Annotated in this window: 13 protein-coding genes and 1 pseudogene; 7 read left to right on the plus strand and 7 right to left on the minus strand. The window is 63.3% G+C overall.

Going from position 1 to position 16,372, the window contains the following annotated elements:
• The first annotated feature begins 2 nt into the window (after window positions 1–2).
• Window positions 3–1,322: a dicarboxylate/amino acid:cation symporter gene (locus tag ABID59_RS09885; RefSeq protein WP_354083267.1), complete on the plus strand. Its 1,320-nt coding sequence runs from the start codon at window positions 3–5 to the stop codon at window positions 1,320–1,322.
• A 10-nt stretch (window positions 1,323–1,332) separates the two neighbouring features.
• On the opposite strand, the gene ABID59_RS09890 is transcribed toward ABID59_RS09885, so the two are convergent.
• The 6 genes and pseudogenes from ABID59_RS09890 to ABID59_RS09915 all read right to left on the minus strand — a co-directional run bounded on the left by ABID59_RS09890 (window position 1,333) and on the right by ABID59_RS09915 (window position 8,464).
• On the minus strand, window positions 1,333–1,764 hold the full coding sequence (locus ABID59_RS09890) for a hypothetical protein (RefSeq protein WP_354083268.1): 432 nt from the start codon (window positions 1,762–1,764) through the stop codon (window positions 1,333–1,335).
• A complete protein-coding gene (locus ABID59_RS09895) occupies window positions 1,761–2,966 on the minus strand; it encodes a sulfotransferase family protein (protein ID WP_354083596.1) in 1,206 nt (401 codons plus the stop codon). The genes ABID59_RS09890 and ABID59_RS09895 overlap by 4 nt, the downstream gene beginning before the upstream one ends.
• A gap of 138 nt (window positions 2,967–3,104) precedes the next feature.
• Window positions 3,105–3,413 (minus strand): annotated as a pseudogene (locus ABID59_RS09900) (hypothetical protein); the annotation flags it as partial.
• Window positions 3,410–5,467: an alkaline phosphatase family protein gene (locus ABID59_RS09905; RefSeq protein ID WP_354083269.1), complete on the minus strand. Its 2,058-nt coding sequence runs from the start codon at window positions 5,465–5,467 to the stop codon at window positions 3,410–3,412. The pseudogene ABID59_RS09900 and the gene ABID59_RS09905, both read right to left, overlap by 4 nt.
• A gap of 266 nt (window positions 5,468–5,733) precedes the next feature.
• Window positions 5,734–7,107, minus strand: a complete 1,374-nt coding sequence (locus ABID59_RS09910) for a hypothetical protein (RefSeq protein WP_354083270.1) — start codon at window positions 7,105–7,107, stop codon at window positions 5,734–5,736.
• Window positions 7,108–7,204: 97 nt separating this feature from the next.
• Window positions 7,205–8,464, minus strand: coding sequence for an allantoate amidohydrolase (locus ABID59_RS09915; protein WP_354083271.1), 1,260 nt, complete (start codon window positions 8,462–8,464; stop codon window positions 7,205–7,207).
• 404 nt (window positions 8,465–8,868) lie between these two features.
• Here ABID59_RS09915 and ABID59_RS09920 point away from each other — a divergent pair, with 404 nt between their 5' ends.
• The 6 genes from ABID59_RS09920 to ABID59_RS09945 all read left to right on the plus strand — a co-directional run bounded on the left by ABID59_RS09920 (window position 8,869) and on the right by ABID59_RS09945 (window position 14,798).
• On the plus strand, window positions 8,869–9,981 hold the full coding sequence (locus ABID59_RS09920; RefSeq protein WP_354083272.1) for a BMP family ABC transporter substrate-binding protein: 1,113 nt from the start codon (window positions 8,869–8,871) through the stop codon (window positions 9,979–9,981).
• Entirely contained in the window at window positions 9,978–11,090 is a 1,113-nt protein-coding gene (locus tag ABID59_RS09925; protein WP_148753460.1) for an ABC transporter permease, read from the plus strand. The genes ABID59_RS09920 and ABID59_RS09925 overlap by 4 nt, the downstream gene beginning before the upstream one ends.
• Before the next feature lies 1 nt (window position 11,091).
• Window positions 11,092–12,018: an ABC transporter permease gene (locus ABID59_RS09930; RefSeq protein WP_354083273.1), complete on the plus strand. Its 927-nt coding sequence runs from the start codon at window positions 11,092–11,094 to the stop codon at window positions 12,016–12,018.
• Between the two features lie 11 nt (window positions 12,019–12,029).
• Window positions 12,030–12,713, plus strand: coding sequence for a biuret amidohydrolase (gene biuH / locus ABID59_RS09935; RefSeq protein ID WP_354035456.1), 684 nt, complete (start codon window positions 12,030–12,032; stop codon window positions 12,711–12,713).
• Window positions 12,710–14,242, plus strand: a complete 1,533-nt coding sequence (locus ABID59_RS09940) for an ABC transporter ATP-binding protein (RefSeq protein WP_354035454.1) — start codon at window positions 12,710–12,712, stop codon at window positions 14,240–14,242. Before biuH ends, ABID59_RS09940 begins: the two co-directional genes overlap by 4 nt.
• Window positions 14,243–14,312: 70 nt before the next feature.
• Entirely contained in the window at window positions 14,313–14,798 is a 486-nt protein-coding gene (locus ABID59_RS09945) for a nucleoside deaminase (protein WP_354083274.1), read from the plus strand.
• 230 nt (window positions 14,799–15,028) lie between these two features.
• Here ABID59_RS09945 and ABID59_RS09950 read toward each other — a convergent pair whose 3' ends face one another.
• Window positions 15,029–16,135, minus strand: coding sequence for a hypothetical protein (locus ABID59_RS09950; RefSeq protein ID WP_354035451.1), 1,107 nt, complete (start codon window positions 16,133–16,135; stop codon window positions 15,029–15,031).
• Between the last annotated feature and the right edge of the window lie 237 nt (window positions 16,136–16,372).

Here is a 16,372-nt window from a genome sequence, read left to right on the forward strand (position 1 = left end):
TCATGTCGACCATTGCCGCGGCCCCGGCCGCAGAGCGCAAGCCACTTTACGCCTCGCTGTTCGTCCAGGTTCTGGCGGCGCTGATCCTGGGCGTCATCCTCGGCGTGGTCGCCCCGGACTTCGCCATCAGCCTCAAGATCCTCAGCGACGCCTTCCTGAAGCTGATCTCGATGATCGTGGCGCCGATCGTGTTCTGCGTCGTCGTGCACGGCATTGCCGGCGCCGGCGATCTCAAGAAGGTCGGGCGGGTCGGCGTCAAGGCGTTGCTCTATTTCGAGGTGATGACCACCGTGGCGCTCGTTGTCGGGCTCATCCTCGCCTACCTCTTCGGTCCCGGCCATGGCATGAACATCGATCCCTCGACGCTCGATGCCAAGGCGCTCAACACCTATGCCGACAACGCCCACAAGCTGCAAGGCGCCGGCATCGGCTCCTTCCTGCTCAACGTGATTCCCAGCACTTCGTTCGACGCGCTGTCACGCAACGACGTGCTTCAGGTGCTGTTCTTCGCGGTGCTGTTTGGCGTCGGCCTCGCGCTGGTCGGTGGAGAAAAGGGCAAGCTCGTCACGTCGATTATCGACGCGGCGTCAACCGTGCTGTTCCGCGTCATGGGGCTGATCGTCCGCGTCGCCCCGCTCGGCGTGCTGGGCGCGGTCGCCTACACGGTCGGCAAATATGGCGTCGGCTCGCTGAAGCAGCTGGTCTCGCTGGTGATGCTGTTCTACGTCTCGGTCGGCATCTTCGTCCTCGGCGTGCTCGGCAGCGTGATGGCACTCGCCGGCATCAACATCCTCAAGTTCCTCTCCTACCTGCGCGAGGAGCTGACCATCGTGCTCGCGACCGCCTCCTCCGACGCGGTGCTTCCTCAGATCATGAAGAAGCTGGAGCGGATGGGGGTGAAGGATTCCGTCGTCGGCCTCGTCATTCCGACCGGCTATTCCTTCAACCTCGACGCCTTCTCGATCTACCTGACGCTTGCCGTCGTCTTCATCGCGCAGGCCACCAACACGCCACTGTCGTTCGGCGATCTTCTGCTGGTGTTGGGCGTCTCCCTGATCACGTCAAAGGGCGCGCATGGCGTACCGGGCTCGGCGATCGTGATCCTGGCCGCGACGCTGAACGCAGTGCCGAGCATTCCGGCGATCGGCCTCGTGCTGGTGCTGTCGGTCGACTGGTTCATCGGCATGGCCCGCGCAGTCGGCAACCTCATCGGCAATTGCGTGGCGACGGTTGTCGTGGCCGCCTGGGAAGGCGACCTCGACCGCGCCAAGGCAACCAAGGTTCTCGGGGGCGGCGAGCTCGTCGACGTGACCGAGGGCTAGGCCGCGGCGCTTAGCGCAGGTGCCCACGCTCAAAATGGCTGCGCTCCGCTGCTGTTAGCGGGGGCCTGGCCGCATTCGCCGGCGTCACCGCAGCGACCACGGCGGTGCTGGATCGCTGCGGCGCCAGCACCAGCACGTCGACGCCCTCAGCGGTGACCTGCATCGCATAATCATGGCCGCTGAGGAGTCGAGCCACCACCCGCCGCAGTGGTCCATCGAAGACCCCCGTGGTCTGCGTATCGAGCGCATCGATAGTGCGATAACGCAGATTGAAGTGCTCTTGCAGCGCAGCCAGCACATCCTGGAGCGAAGCGTCGTGGACTTCGAGGTGCACGGCCTCCGGCCTACCTCCGACCTTCACTTCGGCCGACGCAGCTTGACCGAAGGCCAGGAGAACGGCAGACGCGGTCACGAGGAGCAGCGATGGTCGCAGCGTGGTCATGCCAGCTCCGCCTCCGGAATCTCGCGCGCCAGGCGCTCGCGCAGCGGTTTCAGCCGATCGGCATGGTGACGCCATTTGCCAACCGAGGAGGCGTAGACCGGGCGGCGCACCTGTACGGCGCTGGCTGTTGCCGATGGCGCCGGGCTTTCATGAAAGCGCATCACCCCATCTTCCCAGGGCAGCCCGAGAAAGCGGATGATGTGCTGGCTGGCGGCCGTCTGATGCCGCACAATATCCTCGTAGTTGATTTCCATGAGCACATCCGGCGGCAGCACAGCGCGCCAGTGCCGCGACAGACGGCGATACGCCAGATAATACTCCGCAAGCTCGGTCTGCTGATATGAGAACGAGAACTTGCCGCGGAAGTGCGCCTTGTAGATCGCCCAGCACGAATCAATCGGATGCCGTTGCACGAGGATGATCTTCGCGGACGGAAGCGCCGCGTGAATGAGGCCACAATAAAGGTAGTTCTCCAGCGTTTTGTCGATGAAACGCACATTGACCGGCACGCGAAGCGCCGCGGCTGAATCCAGATAGCGCCTGCCGATGCCTTCGGGGTCGCGGCCGCCCGGACGCTTCGTAATCGCGCGGCGCATCTCAGCCGCGAACGCGCCGGTCTCGCCTGCGGAATCCATCGCCGAGTGGCTCGCGATGATTCGCTCCACCAGCGTCGTGCCGGTGCGCGGCAGGCCGGTGACGAAGACTGGCGCGGCGTCGGCATAGCCGCTCGGCGCTGCATCGATCCAGCATCGCGTGTGCGCCTGGATGATGGCATCGATCTCGGCAATTTCGGCGGCCGGATCACGGGGAAGCGATCGACGCTGCAAATCGCAGCCCGCCTTGACATGATCGAAGGCGCGCCCCCAGAGCTCGACGTCCTCGTATTCCTTGCCGAGCGCAAAACGGAGCATGATTTCGCTCGAGGCGGACAAACCTCCCTCACCGATCAGCGCTTCCATCTCGTCGATATGATTGTGATTGGAGCTCTGAGTACGCAGGTCCGATCGCAAATAGTGCGCAAGGCCGTAATGGCGGTCGCAGGCAACGGCCGCATCGCAATGCGCTTCGGCATCGCCGAGTGCGCCGATCATCCGCTCGGCAGCAGCCAGGTTGAAAAGATATTGCGGCACGCCCGGCCGCCCGAGGACGGCGCGACGAAAGAGCTCTCTCGCCCGCTGCTGTAGCCCGAGCAGACCAAACATCGCGCCAACCGCATCGAGCGCATCCGGCGTATCGTCGAGATGCCGTGCCGCGACGTCCGTCGCCGCACAGGCCTGACGTGTCTCGCCGGTCATGAACAGGCATTTCGCGCGCAATACCAGCGCAATCGGATTCGTCGGCGCCAGTGCGACGGTACGATCGGCGCTGACGGCTGCTGCATCGTGCCGGCCTCGCAGCAGCGCAGTTTCTGTCAGCAATGCCCAGGCACGCCACTCGGAAGGATTCCGTCCGAGAATGCCCGCGCAAATCTGCTCGGCGACATCCAGATTGCCTCCGGCAAACGCATCGCGCGCCGCATCGATCGAAGCGGCGCTTCCTGAGGGCGCAACATTCACGCAAAGTGCTCCATGCAACGACGAGTGATGAAATCGACCCGGTGGCAAGTCAGCCTCCGGGTCGACAAGTCTAAGATTATGAGTTGTGATCACTCATCGTCACGATCATCGTCGCGACGATCGGCGAAATTGAAATTGCCGAAGAGATCGCCGATCGCAGGCCGGTTGACGGGAACGTAGGGATTGTCATCCGAGGCTACAGGGTTGGGCAACGTGTCGCGCGTCTTGGGCCCGAGCGGCTTGAGATGCCAGTTGCGCTCAACGAACTTGGTGATGGAGACGTGATCGCCATATTCATGCGACACGTGTCCGCCGCGCGAATATTTCGACACGACCAGCAACGGAATCCGTGTGCCGTCGCCGAAGAAGTCGACCGGCTGGATATAGCCGGAATCGTAGTAGCCGCCGCCTTCGTCCATGGTGATGACGACGGCGGTCGACTTCCAAAGTTCCTTGTTGGACTTCACCTTGTCGACGATGTTCTTGGTGAACGCCTCGAAAATATCCACACGCGACGACGACGGATGACCGTCGTTGAAAGTGCTCGGCTTGACGAACGACACGGCCGGAAGATTACCGTCCGCGATGGCGTCGTAGAAATCGAGTGTGTCCTTCATATGCGCATTGCGCTGTGCCGCATTGGTCATGACCGAGGCGGAGAACAGGAACGGATTGCAGATGTTGCAATAGAGATAGGCGACCGGGTCCAGCGCGCCGAAATTGGTGCCTTCTCCGGGGGCGGTCTTGAAGTCATTCCAACGCTCGCCGAAATAGGCCCAGGAGACATCGGCCTGGGTCAGCGCATCGCCGATATGCCGCTGCTTGATGACAGGCGGCAAGGTGAACGGACCGTTGTTGATCGGGTCGGTGGCACCGCTGCCGATATAGGCCGGAACGTAGTTGTTCAGGAGATAATAAGCGTTAGGCGCACAACGCGGCGACACATGGATGGCGTTGAGGTAGGTGACGACGGCGCCAACGCCGGGCTGGCTCGGATCGGCGCAGTTCGAATAGCTGCCACCGCCATAGCCGTCGTTGAGATACCAGTTGTTCGTGCCAGGCGCCGGGTTGGGATTCTCGACCTCGTTGACATATTGCGGCGGATTGGAACCGGGGACCAGGACGTGGTCGGGCTTAGCGGGATCGCCCTTGTCGTCGGCATAATAGAGAGCATCGGCGTAGCCGATCATCATGTGATTGGCGAACGTGCCACCCATTACGCTCTGATGGAAATTGTCGTTGAGCGTGTACTTGCGCGCAAGCTCGGTCAGATAAGGCGCGTCGCCCCTGGCGACGTTGTAGAAGCCGAGCGCGATCGCACCTTCCTTCAGCGCGTGCGGGGTCGGATTGCCGTTGCTCCCCGAGGAGACGCTCGATTCCACAAAGGTGAAGAGATCGGCCTGGCAGCCGCTCGGATTATGGTGCGTGGCCTTGGTGACGTCGCAGTCTAGCTCTTGCCACATCTGGTAGAACCGGTGCACCGGGCTGCCGCCGTAGGTCTTGTAAAGGCTGGTGGGAGTTTCGCCGGCCTGTGCCAGTGTCACCAGCGGATAGGCACCATTCGGCAGATTGTCGAAATCCAGGACGCGCGCGTCCGGCGAATTGCCGGGCAGACCGGTCGCGCCAGTCGTCAGCAGCGGCAGGTCCTGCTTACTGAGGCCATAGTCGGCCTGCGCCGCGACTTGCAGAGTGGCGAGACATCCCGGACCATTGAGCGCGGCCTGATCGACGGATGTGTAGCAGGATTGCGGCGCGTAGGAGGTTCCCGGCGCCTGCACTTTGTTGGTCGTGTTGTTGTAAGGGGCCTTCTGGCCGGGGTTGATGGAGTAGGTGTTGTTGACCACGGCGGAGAATTGCGCCGACTTGGCGTAGTTCGGTCCGGGCAAGCCATCCTTGGTGATGATGCCCTTGGAAAGGAGGTTGTCGACACGCTCGCCCGGGCGGTGCGGTTCATAGGTCGCGAAGACGTGGTCGAAGGTACGGTTTTCGCCGAGGATGACGATCACATGCTTGATCGGCGACTCGGTCCGATCGCCGTTCCTGTTGCTCCCCCCGAGCGAATTGGCGTCGGCCGCATAAACGTCATAACCCATCAGCGACAGGATCGCGGCGGTGACCACCGTGCGATCGCGTAGACGTCGTGTCATTCTCGAAAGCATTGCACACCCCTTTGTTCTTTTCTGAAGGCTGAAAGATTGTTTCAGTGCACTTCAAGCTAGGGGGCGCACTTGTCAGAAGTGCTGCGCGAGAATGTCAGTTGGATTACGCGATTGTGACAACGTGCAGAGACACGTTGTCGCAACTGGCCGGCGCATATGAATTGCTGCCAATGGCTTGCCGACGATCTCACCCGAGGTTCCATCGCATGAAGGGCCCGGAGCGAGCGGGAAGCAGCAAACTCGTTGAGGTGCCTTCAGTCATTCCAATGGAGCAAGGGCGTCCCGAAGGCCCTGCTCCAGACCGACAGGAAGCGCGGAAACCAGGAATGGGCCACCGCGCCTTTGTAGGCCCAGGTGCGATATTTCAGGCCCTGCTCGGAGATCAGCTCCTGATAGCCGCCGTGGACTTCGGTCGCAGTGCGAATGTCCTTCAATATCCCTTGCGCGCAGGCGCGGTAGGTGTCGCTCCCCGCGAACTCGTCAAAGTCCAGCATGCGGTCCGCGAACTCGACGTTGAACGTCGGCCAGGACGAGCGCCCCTGATAGGCCGGCGCCGCGATCTTGTGGATCATCTTGTTCCGCGGATTATCCGCCGACACCAGGAAGTGGAACGTGCTGGGGATGCGGAAACGCGGCTCGGCAATGATCAAATCCGTCGTGGCCGCAAACAACGCGCGTTCGCTGGCATCGCTCATGTCCCAGAAGCCGCGATGCACGCTGACGAAATCCAGCGCGACCAGGGACACCGGCGTGCCAGCCGGTCCATCCAGCGAATGCCTGATATAGCCGTCCTTGCCGAACAGCCGGAGCAGGTCCCGCTTATACTGCCCGAGGTCGCGCCCAAGCAGCCGCTTCAGCTCGCTCTCGTCGACCACACCGAGCTGCACGCCCCACATGAAGGTCGTGTAGACGCAGGCATTGGTGACAAAACGCCGGCGCTCGGCGCGGGTGTCCGTTGCCGCAGAGCGAGGCCCGCTGGCATCGCACAGCAAATATCCGGCGCCGTCAGCCTCGAACGGCTCGAGCTCGCTTGCGAGCTTCAGGATCGCGCGCTTCAGATCGCCGCCGTGTTCGGCCAGCAACAGTCCACCGGCATGCGCGCATTGCGACATCGCCAGATAGGACGACGCCCGCTCCTCGGCGGAGAGCATCTGCCGGAGGCCAGCGAGAATGCCGAGCAGCGTGTCCGAAGGACGCGAGAAATAGTTCACGCCGAGATACCGGCCGCGTCCCGCCGGAACGATGGTCGTGGTGACGACGTCGGCGCGAACGGCCTCCAGCAGCAGGCGCACGCTCTTTTCGAGCAGGCGCGCCCGGCGCACGGCGTCCTGCGCATCCATGATGGTCTCGGGGTCGAGAACGTCGGGATAAAACCAGGCAAAGTCGCGCGGGTAATAGGCTGAGGCGTGCGGTGCGCCCGTGACGAGGAACGCCTCGGTCACCGAGAAGGCGCTGTCCATCGAGTGCCGGTAAAGGTCCTCGATGACTGACAAGGAATGATGCGACTGTCTCAGGAAGCGATCACCGAGAAAATTGACCGCCTGGAGCGCATTCGCGACAAAGGTCGCGGCCATGCCCTGGTAAAACCGGTTCTCTCGATGGGATGAAAGGGAAATATCGCTGTTCATCTGTGTAGGTCGGCCGATGACTGGTGATCCCGGAGCTGGGCAGTCGCTATTCTAGCCCTGCCTGATTCGTATCTCTACCCGGTGACTTGCGGGGGGCTTAGCCCACTCGCGGCCTGAAATTCTCGACCACCCGCAGCAGCACCCGTGCGCCGGCGTCGGCGTCGGCGAGCTCGACATGCTCGTCCGGATGATGGCTGATGCCGCCGCGGCAGCGGACGAAGATCATGCCGACATCAGCGATATCGATCATCGCCATGCCGTCGTGCCCTGCTCCACTCGGCAGCTCGAATGCGGAAAAACCTTCGGCGGCGATCGCCTGTGCGATCTGATCCTTCAGCCATGGCGCGCAAGGTGCGGTGCGGTTCTCATGGGTGACGTCGAGCTGAAGCGCCAGCTGCCGGCGCCTTGCGATCGCTTCGATCTGGCGGACGACGTCGGCGACCGCGCGGTTGCGATGCATGTCAGTCGGCGCGCGCATGTCGATGGTGAAGGATACTTCGCCCGGAATGACATTGGTCGCGCCTGGCCTCGCCTGGATATAGCCGACGGTACCAACCAGGCCCCCCTCGTCGGTCCGGCAAAACTGCTCGATCGCGCCAATGCATTCGGCAGCACCACTGAGCGCGTCACGGCGCAGCGCCATTGGCACGGTGCCGGCATGCCCAGCCATGCCGGTGAGCCGGGCCGCCAGCCGCGTCGCACCCGCGATCGCGGTCACGACGCCGACAGGGAGATTGCGGGCTTCGAGCACCGGCCCCTGCTCGATGTGCAATTCAAGATAGGCCAGCAGCTCGCGCCGCGCGCGCGCGGCCGCGCCGATATGGTCAGGGTCGAGGCCGAACCTGATAAGCGCATCGCGCATCGACACGCCGTCGCGGTCGCGCGTGTTCAAGACGCTCTCGTCGAACGTGCCGGCGACCGCACGGCTGCCGAGCAGGGTCGAGGCGAAGCGCACGCCTTCCTCGTCGGCAAAGCCGACCACCTCGATCGCAAACGGAAGGCGCGTGCCGCGCCGGTTGAGCTCGGCGACGCAGGCGATCGCCGTGATCACGCCCAGCGGCCCATCCCATTTGCCGGCGTCACGTACCGTGTCGTAATGCGAGCCGAGCATCAGGCAGGGCGCCCCCGGCCGCTCGCCGTCGTAGCGGCCGCAGACATTGCCGATCGCATCGAGATGCGCGCTCATGCCGGCCTCACGCATCCAGCCAAGGATGAGGTCCGACGCCGTGCGCAGTTCCTTCGTGAGATAGATGCGGGTGAGCTTGCCGTCTTCTTCCGAGATCGCCGCGAGCTCGTTGATCCGGCGCACGATCTCCTCGCCGAGCGATGCATGTTCAACGGCAGTCACGGCAGCCATCTCGGTCAAGCTTTCCATTCTGGAGACCGCGCCGCGGTCGCAACCCCAATCGATACAAGTTCGGTGCCAGCGAATTCAGGCCGCCGGCGCCGCTTCAAGTCAGCGCGTGGTTAGCATGAATGCGGGTGGTCGGCCGACCGCCCCGGTGCCCTCATGTACATGCGAGTGCGAGTTAAGACTGCTTAACTACCTTGCATACAATCGGACAATACTGCTCATAATTTAATCTGCCGGTTTCCTGATCAGGATTTCAGCAGCAGATATATCTTATAGTTTTCAATTGCCTATACCGAAATGCCCGCTCCAGAGTCTCTGGCACGAAGCTTGCGACATCCGGTTCCGGGCTACGCCAGACCGGCGCAGCCGCGAGATTGAGGCGGTCCAGCCGCCAAGGGGAGCAAGCAATGGATTTTGGCAGGATTTCACGACGTCACTTGTTGCAGGGCGGTGCCGCCCTGACCCTCGGTGCGGCGGCCGGCGCTCGCCCGGCCTTCGCGGCCGACACGACCATCGGCTTCATCTATGTCGGCTCGCGCGACGACTACGGCTACAACCAGGCCCACGCGCAGGGCGCGGCGGCGCTGAAGAAGCTTCCCGGACTGAAGGTTGTCGAGGAAGAGAAGGTGCCGGAGACCGACGCGGTCGAGAAGACGATCGAGTCCATGATCAATCTCGATGGCGCCACCCTGCTCTTCCCGACATCGTTCGGTTACTACAATCCGCACATGATCAAGATGGCCAACAAGTTCCCGAAGCTGCGCTTCGAGCATTGCGGCGGCCTCTGGACCGACAAGGACCCGAAGAACGCCGGCAGCTATTTCGGCTATATCGACGAAGCCCAGTACATCTCCGGCATCGTCGCCGGCTACACCTCCAAGAGCGGCAAGCTCGGCTTCGTCGCTGCGAAACCGATCCCGCAGGTGCTGCGCAACATCAACGCCTTCGCTCTCGGTGCAAAACTCGCCAATCCGAAGGCCACGACGCAGGTGATCTTCACCGGTGACTGGTCGATGCCGGTCAAGGAAGCCGAGGCCACCAACAGCCTGATCGACCAGGGCGTCGATGTTCTCACCTGCCACGTCGACGGCCCCAAGACCATGGTCGAGAACGCCGCCCGCCGCGGCGCCTTCGTCTGCGGCTATCACACCAACCAGTCGCCGCTTGCGCCGAAGGCGTATCTGACCGGCGCGGAATGGAATTGGGAAGCGCTCTATCCGAAGTTTGTGAAGATGATCGCCGCCGGCGAAAGCATTGCGAACTTCTACCGCGGCGGCCTCAAGGAGGAGATCGTCAAGACCTCGCCCTATGGCGAAGCAGTCTCTGCCGAGGCGCGCAAGCACGCCGACGAGGTCAAGGCAAAATTCCTCTCGGCCGAAGGCTACGCCATCTTCAAGGGTGGGCTGGTCGACAACAAGGGCAAGACGGTGATCGCGGCCGGCACCGATCGCGGCCAGAAGGATCCCGAGCTCGAGAAGATGGACTACCTCGTCGAGGGCGTGATCGGAGCGACTTCGTGACAGCAGAAGCGGCAGATTCTGCCGAGGCGGTCGGGACAATTGCCCCGGCCGCCAACCCGGGGTTTCTCCAACGCCACGGCCGCACGATCGAATATATCCTGATCCCGGGCGCGGCGCTTGCCGGCGCGCTCGTGGTCTTCGGCATCTTCGTCATGCTGTTCGGCAAGAACCCGCTCGACCTCTATTTCTACATGTACTACGGCGCCTTCGGCACCTGGTTCTCCTGGCAGAACACGCTGACGCGTGCTGCGCCCCTGATCCTCACCGCGCTCTGCACGGCGCTGCCGGCGCAACTCGGCATGGTCATCATCGGCGGCGAAGGCGCATTGCTGATCGGCGCGCTGTCGGCGACGAGCGCGGCGCTCGCACTCCAGGGCATGCCGCCACTCGTCATCCAGATCGCCATGGTCTGCGCCGGCGTCATCGGCGGCGGCTTGTGGATCATGTTGGCGGGCGCGCTACGCCAATATCGCGGCGTCAACGAAACGATCTCGAGCCTGCTGCTGGTCTACATCGCGCTCGCGATCCTCAACCATCTCGTCGAAGGCGCGATGCGCGACCCCGCGAGCCTCAACAAGCCGTCAACCCGCGAGATCGGCGCCGCCAACATGATCGGCTCGATCCCCGGCACCGACGTGCATTGGGGCCTGGTCTTCGGCCTGATCGCCGCGATCGCGGCTTACATCCTGATCTACCACACCGTGTTCGGCTTCGCCGCGCGCGTGGCAGGCGGCAATATCCGCGCCGCCAAGATCGTCGGCCTCGGCGTCAGCAAGCTCATCCTGACCATCTGCTTCCTCGCCGGCGGTGCCGCTGGACTTGCCGGCATGGTCGAGGTTGCGGCCGTGCAGGGCCGTACCAACGCCAATCTCGCCGCCGGCTATGGCTTCACCGGGATTCTGGTTGCCTTCCTGGCGCGGCAAAATCCGCTTGCGATCATTCCTGTCGCGATCCTGCTCGGCGGCATCAGCGCCAGCGGCGGCCTGCTGCAACGCCGCCTCGGACTGCCCGACGCGTCCGTCCAGGTACTCCAGGGCATTATCTTCGTCTTCGTGCTCGCCAGCGATGCGCTCTACGGCCGCATCGGTTTCCTGAAGGGAAAATCCTGAGATGGCAGACGGATCGATCGGACTCTGGACCGTCCCGCTCGCCGTGCTTGGCGGCGCCATCCGCGTCTCCACGCCCTTCCTGTTCGTGAGCCTGGGCGAATGCATCACCGAGCGTTCGGGGCGCATCAATCTCGGCCTTGAAGGCACGCTGGTGATGGGCGCAATGAGCGCCTATGGCATTTCCTACCTCACCGGCTCGCCCTGGTTGGGCGTACTCGCCGCCGGCATCACCGGCGCGCTTCTTGGCGCGCTGCATGCCGGCATCTGCTCACTGCCGCGCGTCAATGACGTCGCCGTCGGCATCGCGCTAATGCTGTTCGGCACCGGGCTCGCTTTCTATCTCGGCAAGCCGCTGATCGAGCCTACCGCGCCGCGGCTACCCGCAATCGATTTCGGCTGGTGGAGCGACATCCCGCAGCTCCGCGCCGCGCTGCGCGTCAATGTCCTGTTCCTGATCGGCGTCGCGCTGGCACCGATCCTCTATTGGACCTTCCGCACCACGCGCTGGGGCTTGCTCATCCGCACCGCGGGCGAGAGCTCAGACGCCGCGCGTGCAATGGGCCACTCCGTGCTCCTGATCCGCCTGCGCGCGACCATGGTCGGCGGCTTCCTCGCCGGCATCGGCGGCTCCTTCCTATCGCTGTTCTATCCCGGGAGCTGGAACGAGGGCCTCTCCTCGGGCCAAGGCATCACCGCGGTGGCGCTCGTGATCTTCGCGCGCTGGGATCCTCTGCTCTGTCTGTGGGCCTCGCTCGCCTTCGGCGGCGCCGCGGCGCTCGGACCGGCACTGCAATCGGTCGGCGTTACCTCCGGCTATCACCTCTTCAACGCCGCGCCCTACATCCTGACGCTGGCGATCATGATCATCACCTGCTCGCCGAAACGCACGCTGACCGGAGCCCCGGCCGAATTGTCGATCACCCGCTAGAGAGCAAAACCATGCCCGAGCGTTATATTAAGTCGGAGCCCTACGCCTGGCCTTACAATGGTGATCTCCGTCCCGAGAACACGGCGCTCATTATCATCGACATGCAGACCGATTTCTGTGGCATCGGCGGCTATGTCGACAAAATGGGCTATGATCTGTCGCTGACGCGAGCGCCGATCGAGCCGATAAAGAAGCTGCTCGCCGCCATGCGGAGCCAAGGCTTTCACATCATCCATACCCGCGAAGGCCATCGCCCAGATCTCTCCGATCTTCCCGCCAACAAGCGCTGGCGCTCGCGCCAGATCGGCGCCGGCATCGGTGATCCCGGCCCCTGCGGTCGCATCCTGGTGCGCGGTGAGCCCGGCTGGGACATCATCGAAGAGCTCGCGCCGTTGCCGGGCGAGCCGATCATCGACAAGCCCGGCAAGGGCTCGTTCTGCGCCACCGACCTGGAGCTGATCCTGCGCGTGCGCGGCATCGAGAACATCGTCCTCACAGGCATCACCACCGATGTCTGCGTCCACACCACCATGCGCGAGGCCAACGACCGCGGCTTCGAATGCGTGCTGCTGCATGATTGCTGCGGCGCGACCGACAAGAGCAACCACGACCATGCGCTGAAGATGATCAAGATGCAGGGCGGCGTGTTCGGCGCCGTCTCAACATCGGATGCTTTCATCGGAGCGATTTCGTGATCATCGGCGAACCGCCTCCGCCCTCCGGCGCCTTCGGCGTCGACGCCATCGCCATGACCATGCGCTTTGGCGATTTCGTTGCGCTGGACAATGTCGAGCTGAAGGTGCGGCCCGGCTCGTTCCATGCCTTGCTCGGCGAGAACGGCGCTGGCAAGTCGACCCTCGTCAAATGCATCATGGGCTATTACCACGCGACCGAAGGCGACATCCTCGTCGGCGGCCGCGAGCAGGCGATCGCCAATCCGAAGGACGCGCATGCGCTCGGCCTCGGCATGGTCTACCAGCATTTTACACTGGTGCCGGCCATGACGGTTGCCGAAAACCTCGTGCTGGCGCGCGACAATGTGCCGGCCGTGGTCGATTGGTCGAAGGAGATGAAGGAGCTCGAGGCGTTCCTGGCGCGGATGCCCTTCAAGGTGCCGCTCTCGGCAAAAGTTTCCGACATCTCGGCCGGCGAGCGGCAGAAATGCGAGATCCTGAAGCAGCTTTACCTGAAGCGCCGCTTCCTGATCCTGGATGAGCCGACCTCGGTGCTGACGCCGGCCGAAGCCGACGAGGTGCTCGGCATGCTCCGCGACATGGTCGTCAAGGGCGAGCTCACCATCCTGATGATCACACACAAGTTCCGCGAGGTCATGGCCTTCGCCGACGAGGTCACAATCCTGCGCCGCGGCAAGCTCGCCGGTGCCGGCAAGGTCGCCGAGCTGACGCCGGACGCGATGGCGCGCACCATGATCGGCGCAGAGGAGTTGACCGTGCAGCCGCCGCGGACCGGCGAAGCCGGACAGGCGCGGTTGGAGCTGGCAAAAGTCCGCGCGCTCGACGATGCCGGCGCCATCGCCGTGCATGACGTTTCCCTCACCGTGCGTGCCGGCGAGATCGTCGGCATCGCCGGCGTCTCCGGCAACGGCCAGCGCCAGCTGGTCGAAGTCCTGGCCGGCCAGCGCGAAGCGGAGGGCGGTGAAATCCGCGTCGCAGGCGATCCCTATCACGCCAGCCGCGAAGAGATGCGGCGCCACAGGATGTCGCTCCTGCCCGAAGAGCCGCTGAAGAACGCGTGCGTCGGCGGCATGAGCGTTGCGGACAACATCGCCTTCCGCGAGTTCGACCGCGCACCCTTCGCCAGCGGCGGCTGGTGGCTCAACCGCGGCGCCTTCCGCGACGACGCGAAGAAGAAGATTGGGCAGTACAAGATCAAGACCCGCACCCCGGATACGCCGATCTCGGCGCTGTCGGGCGGCAATGTCCAGCGTGCCGTGCTCGCCCGCGAACTTGCGGGCGATGTCGAGGTGCTGATCGCGGCCAATCCCTGCTTCGGCCTCGATTTCGCTGCCGTGGCGCAAATCCACGCCGAGATCATGGCGGCGCGCAACCGCGGCGCCGCAGTGCTGCTGGTCAGCGAGGATCTCGACGAATTGCTAGAACTTTCCGACAGGCTGGTGGTGATGTTCCACGGCGAATTCGTGTATGAAGCACGGACCAGCGAAGCCGATCTCACCGAGGTCGGCCGGCACATGGCGGGGCACTGACTAATCGTTTGAGCATGATTTTTTCGGAAAACCGATGCACACTTTTCCGGATCATGCTGTGGGAGCATCGATGGACGGCGCAAGCGAACGCGACGAGTATTTCCTGCGTCTGTCCTTCGCGGTCGCCCGCCGTTCCCTTGCCCATGGCAACCATCCGTTCGGCTGCATCGTCGTCGATGCCGATGGCAAGGTGCTGATCGAGGCCGAGAACGGCTACATGCCGGACCACGACGGCACCGCACATGCCGAGCGCCTTGCGGCCACTCAGGCCTGCCGCACGCTGAGCCGCGGGGTGCTGGCGACGGCGACGCTCTATTCCTCCGCCGAACCCTGCGCGATGTGCGCCGGCGCGATCTACTGGGCCGGCATCGGCCGCGTGGTCTATGGCCTCAGCGAGCACCGCCTGCGCAGCGTCACCGGCAATCACCCGGAGAACCCGACGCTCGACCTGCCCTGCCGTGAGGTCTTTGCCAGCGGCCAGCGGCCGACGACGGTGGTCGGACCGCTGCTCGAAGACGAGGCCGAAGCGCTGCACGACGGCGTGTGGACGAAGTAGGCGCCGCGGGGTCGATGCGCTCCCTCGTCCCGCTCTTGCGGGGAGAGGGTTGGGGTGAGGGGCTGCTTCCGCAAATATCGTAAGAGTTGGATTCGCGGAGAATCCCCCTCACCCGGATCGCATCTGACGATGCAATCCGACCTCCCCGCAGGCGGGGCGAGGTGAAGAAAACAAGATGACGCCGCGTTGCTGCGCGGCGCCATCGTTGTAGCTCGGAAACTTTCAGCCGATCAGAACTTCACAGTGATACCACCGTAGACCGTGGACTCGGTGCAGCTCTTGGTGCTCTGGCCGGTCGCGGCGACCGTGCAGACGCCAGCCATGGCATTGTGGTCGAGGCCGAACTTGTTCTGCCAGTAGCGGTAGGCGACCCAGAGGTCGACGAAGTGCGAGTACTTGTCACCCAAAGCCGCCTTCGACGCATCGAAGGTCAGGCGGATCGGTTCGCTGTTCAACTCGGTCTTGGACTTAGTGCTGAAAATGCCAGTGCCCGAAAGCGCAGGAAGGCCGTTCGAGTCGCCCTTCGGTCCGTACCAGCCGGCGCGGCCGCTGATCGACCAGAACTGCATGTTCGGCGGCAGGAAGCCGAGGTCCATGTAGTAGTTGACTTCGACGGCCCAGGTCGGGTTGTAGCTGACATTACCGTCGGAATTACAGGTCACGCCCGCGACGCCGGCACCGAACAGGCCGCACTGGGTGAAGGCGTTGTGGTTCAGGAACTCCCAATACATCAACGGAGCGACGTTGATATAGCCCTTGTAGGGAAGGTCGAAGGCGAACTGGAGACCAGCGACCACGTCACGCTTGGCAGGCGCAAGGAAGTTGTTCTCGGTATTGGCGTCCATACCGACTTCAAACGAGATGTTGTGCAGCGGCCCCATCGTGAAGGTCTTGGTGTTGAACAGCTCGTTCCAGCCGAAGGTCGAGCGGAACAGGCCATAGATCTCGGTTGCGCCCGCGCAGTTGCCGACACCGCCGGTGATGGTCACGCCCGGCGCGACGCAGGGCGAGGCGGGGTCGTTATGACCCGACTTGAACATCGAGATCGTGAAGAAGTTGGTGCCGTAGGCCCAGAGGTCGAAGTGCGTGAACGAATAGACCTGCTTGGCGGTGGTGCCGTTGATGCTGCCGTCCGGGCGGGTGCTCCACATGCCGGGGTCGGTGCCCTTGGGCATCCAGGAGAACGACACGCGGTCGTCGATCACCAGGAAGAACGGGAGATCAGGAGCCTTCTTGGCGGCCTTGACCGGCAGATCCGCAGCCTGCGCCAGACCACCGGTGGCGAGCGAAGCAAGTGACAGCACTGCAGCTGCAATTGCCCTGAAACGAAACGACATTCTGAATACCCCCAAGCTTGGACACGCAAAAATTAATGTCCCTTGGGAGCGACACTTGCGCCGAAGTCCCGAAGTGAGAAGCCTCAACTTCTTTCAAGGCATGGCGCTTGTTTCGGCAGCGTATCGCATTTCACTGCGGAATTTTGAGGGTATCCGATGCGACATCGTCAACGGCCGTGGACAACGTCTTGCCGAACATTCCCGTTTGATTCTGTTTAGCTTTTGCATCGGCGCGAT

The organism is Bradyrhizobium sp. S3.3.6 (genome assembly GCF_040546905.1).
GTDB classification, from domain to species: domain Bacteria; phylum Pseudomonadota; class Alphaproteobacteria; order Rhizobiales; family Xanthobacteraceae; genus Bradyrhizobium; species Bradyrhizobium cytisi.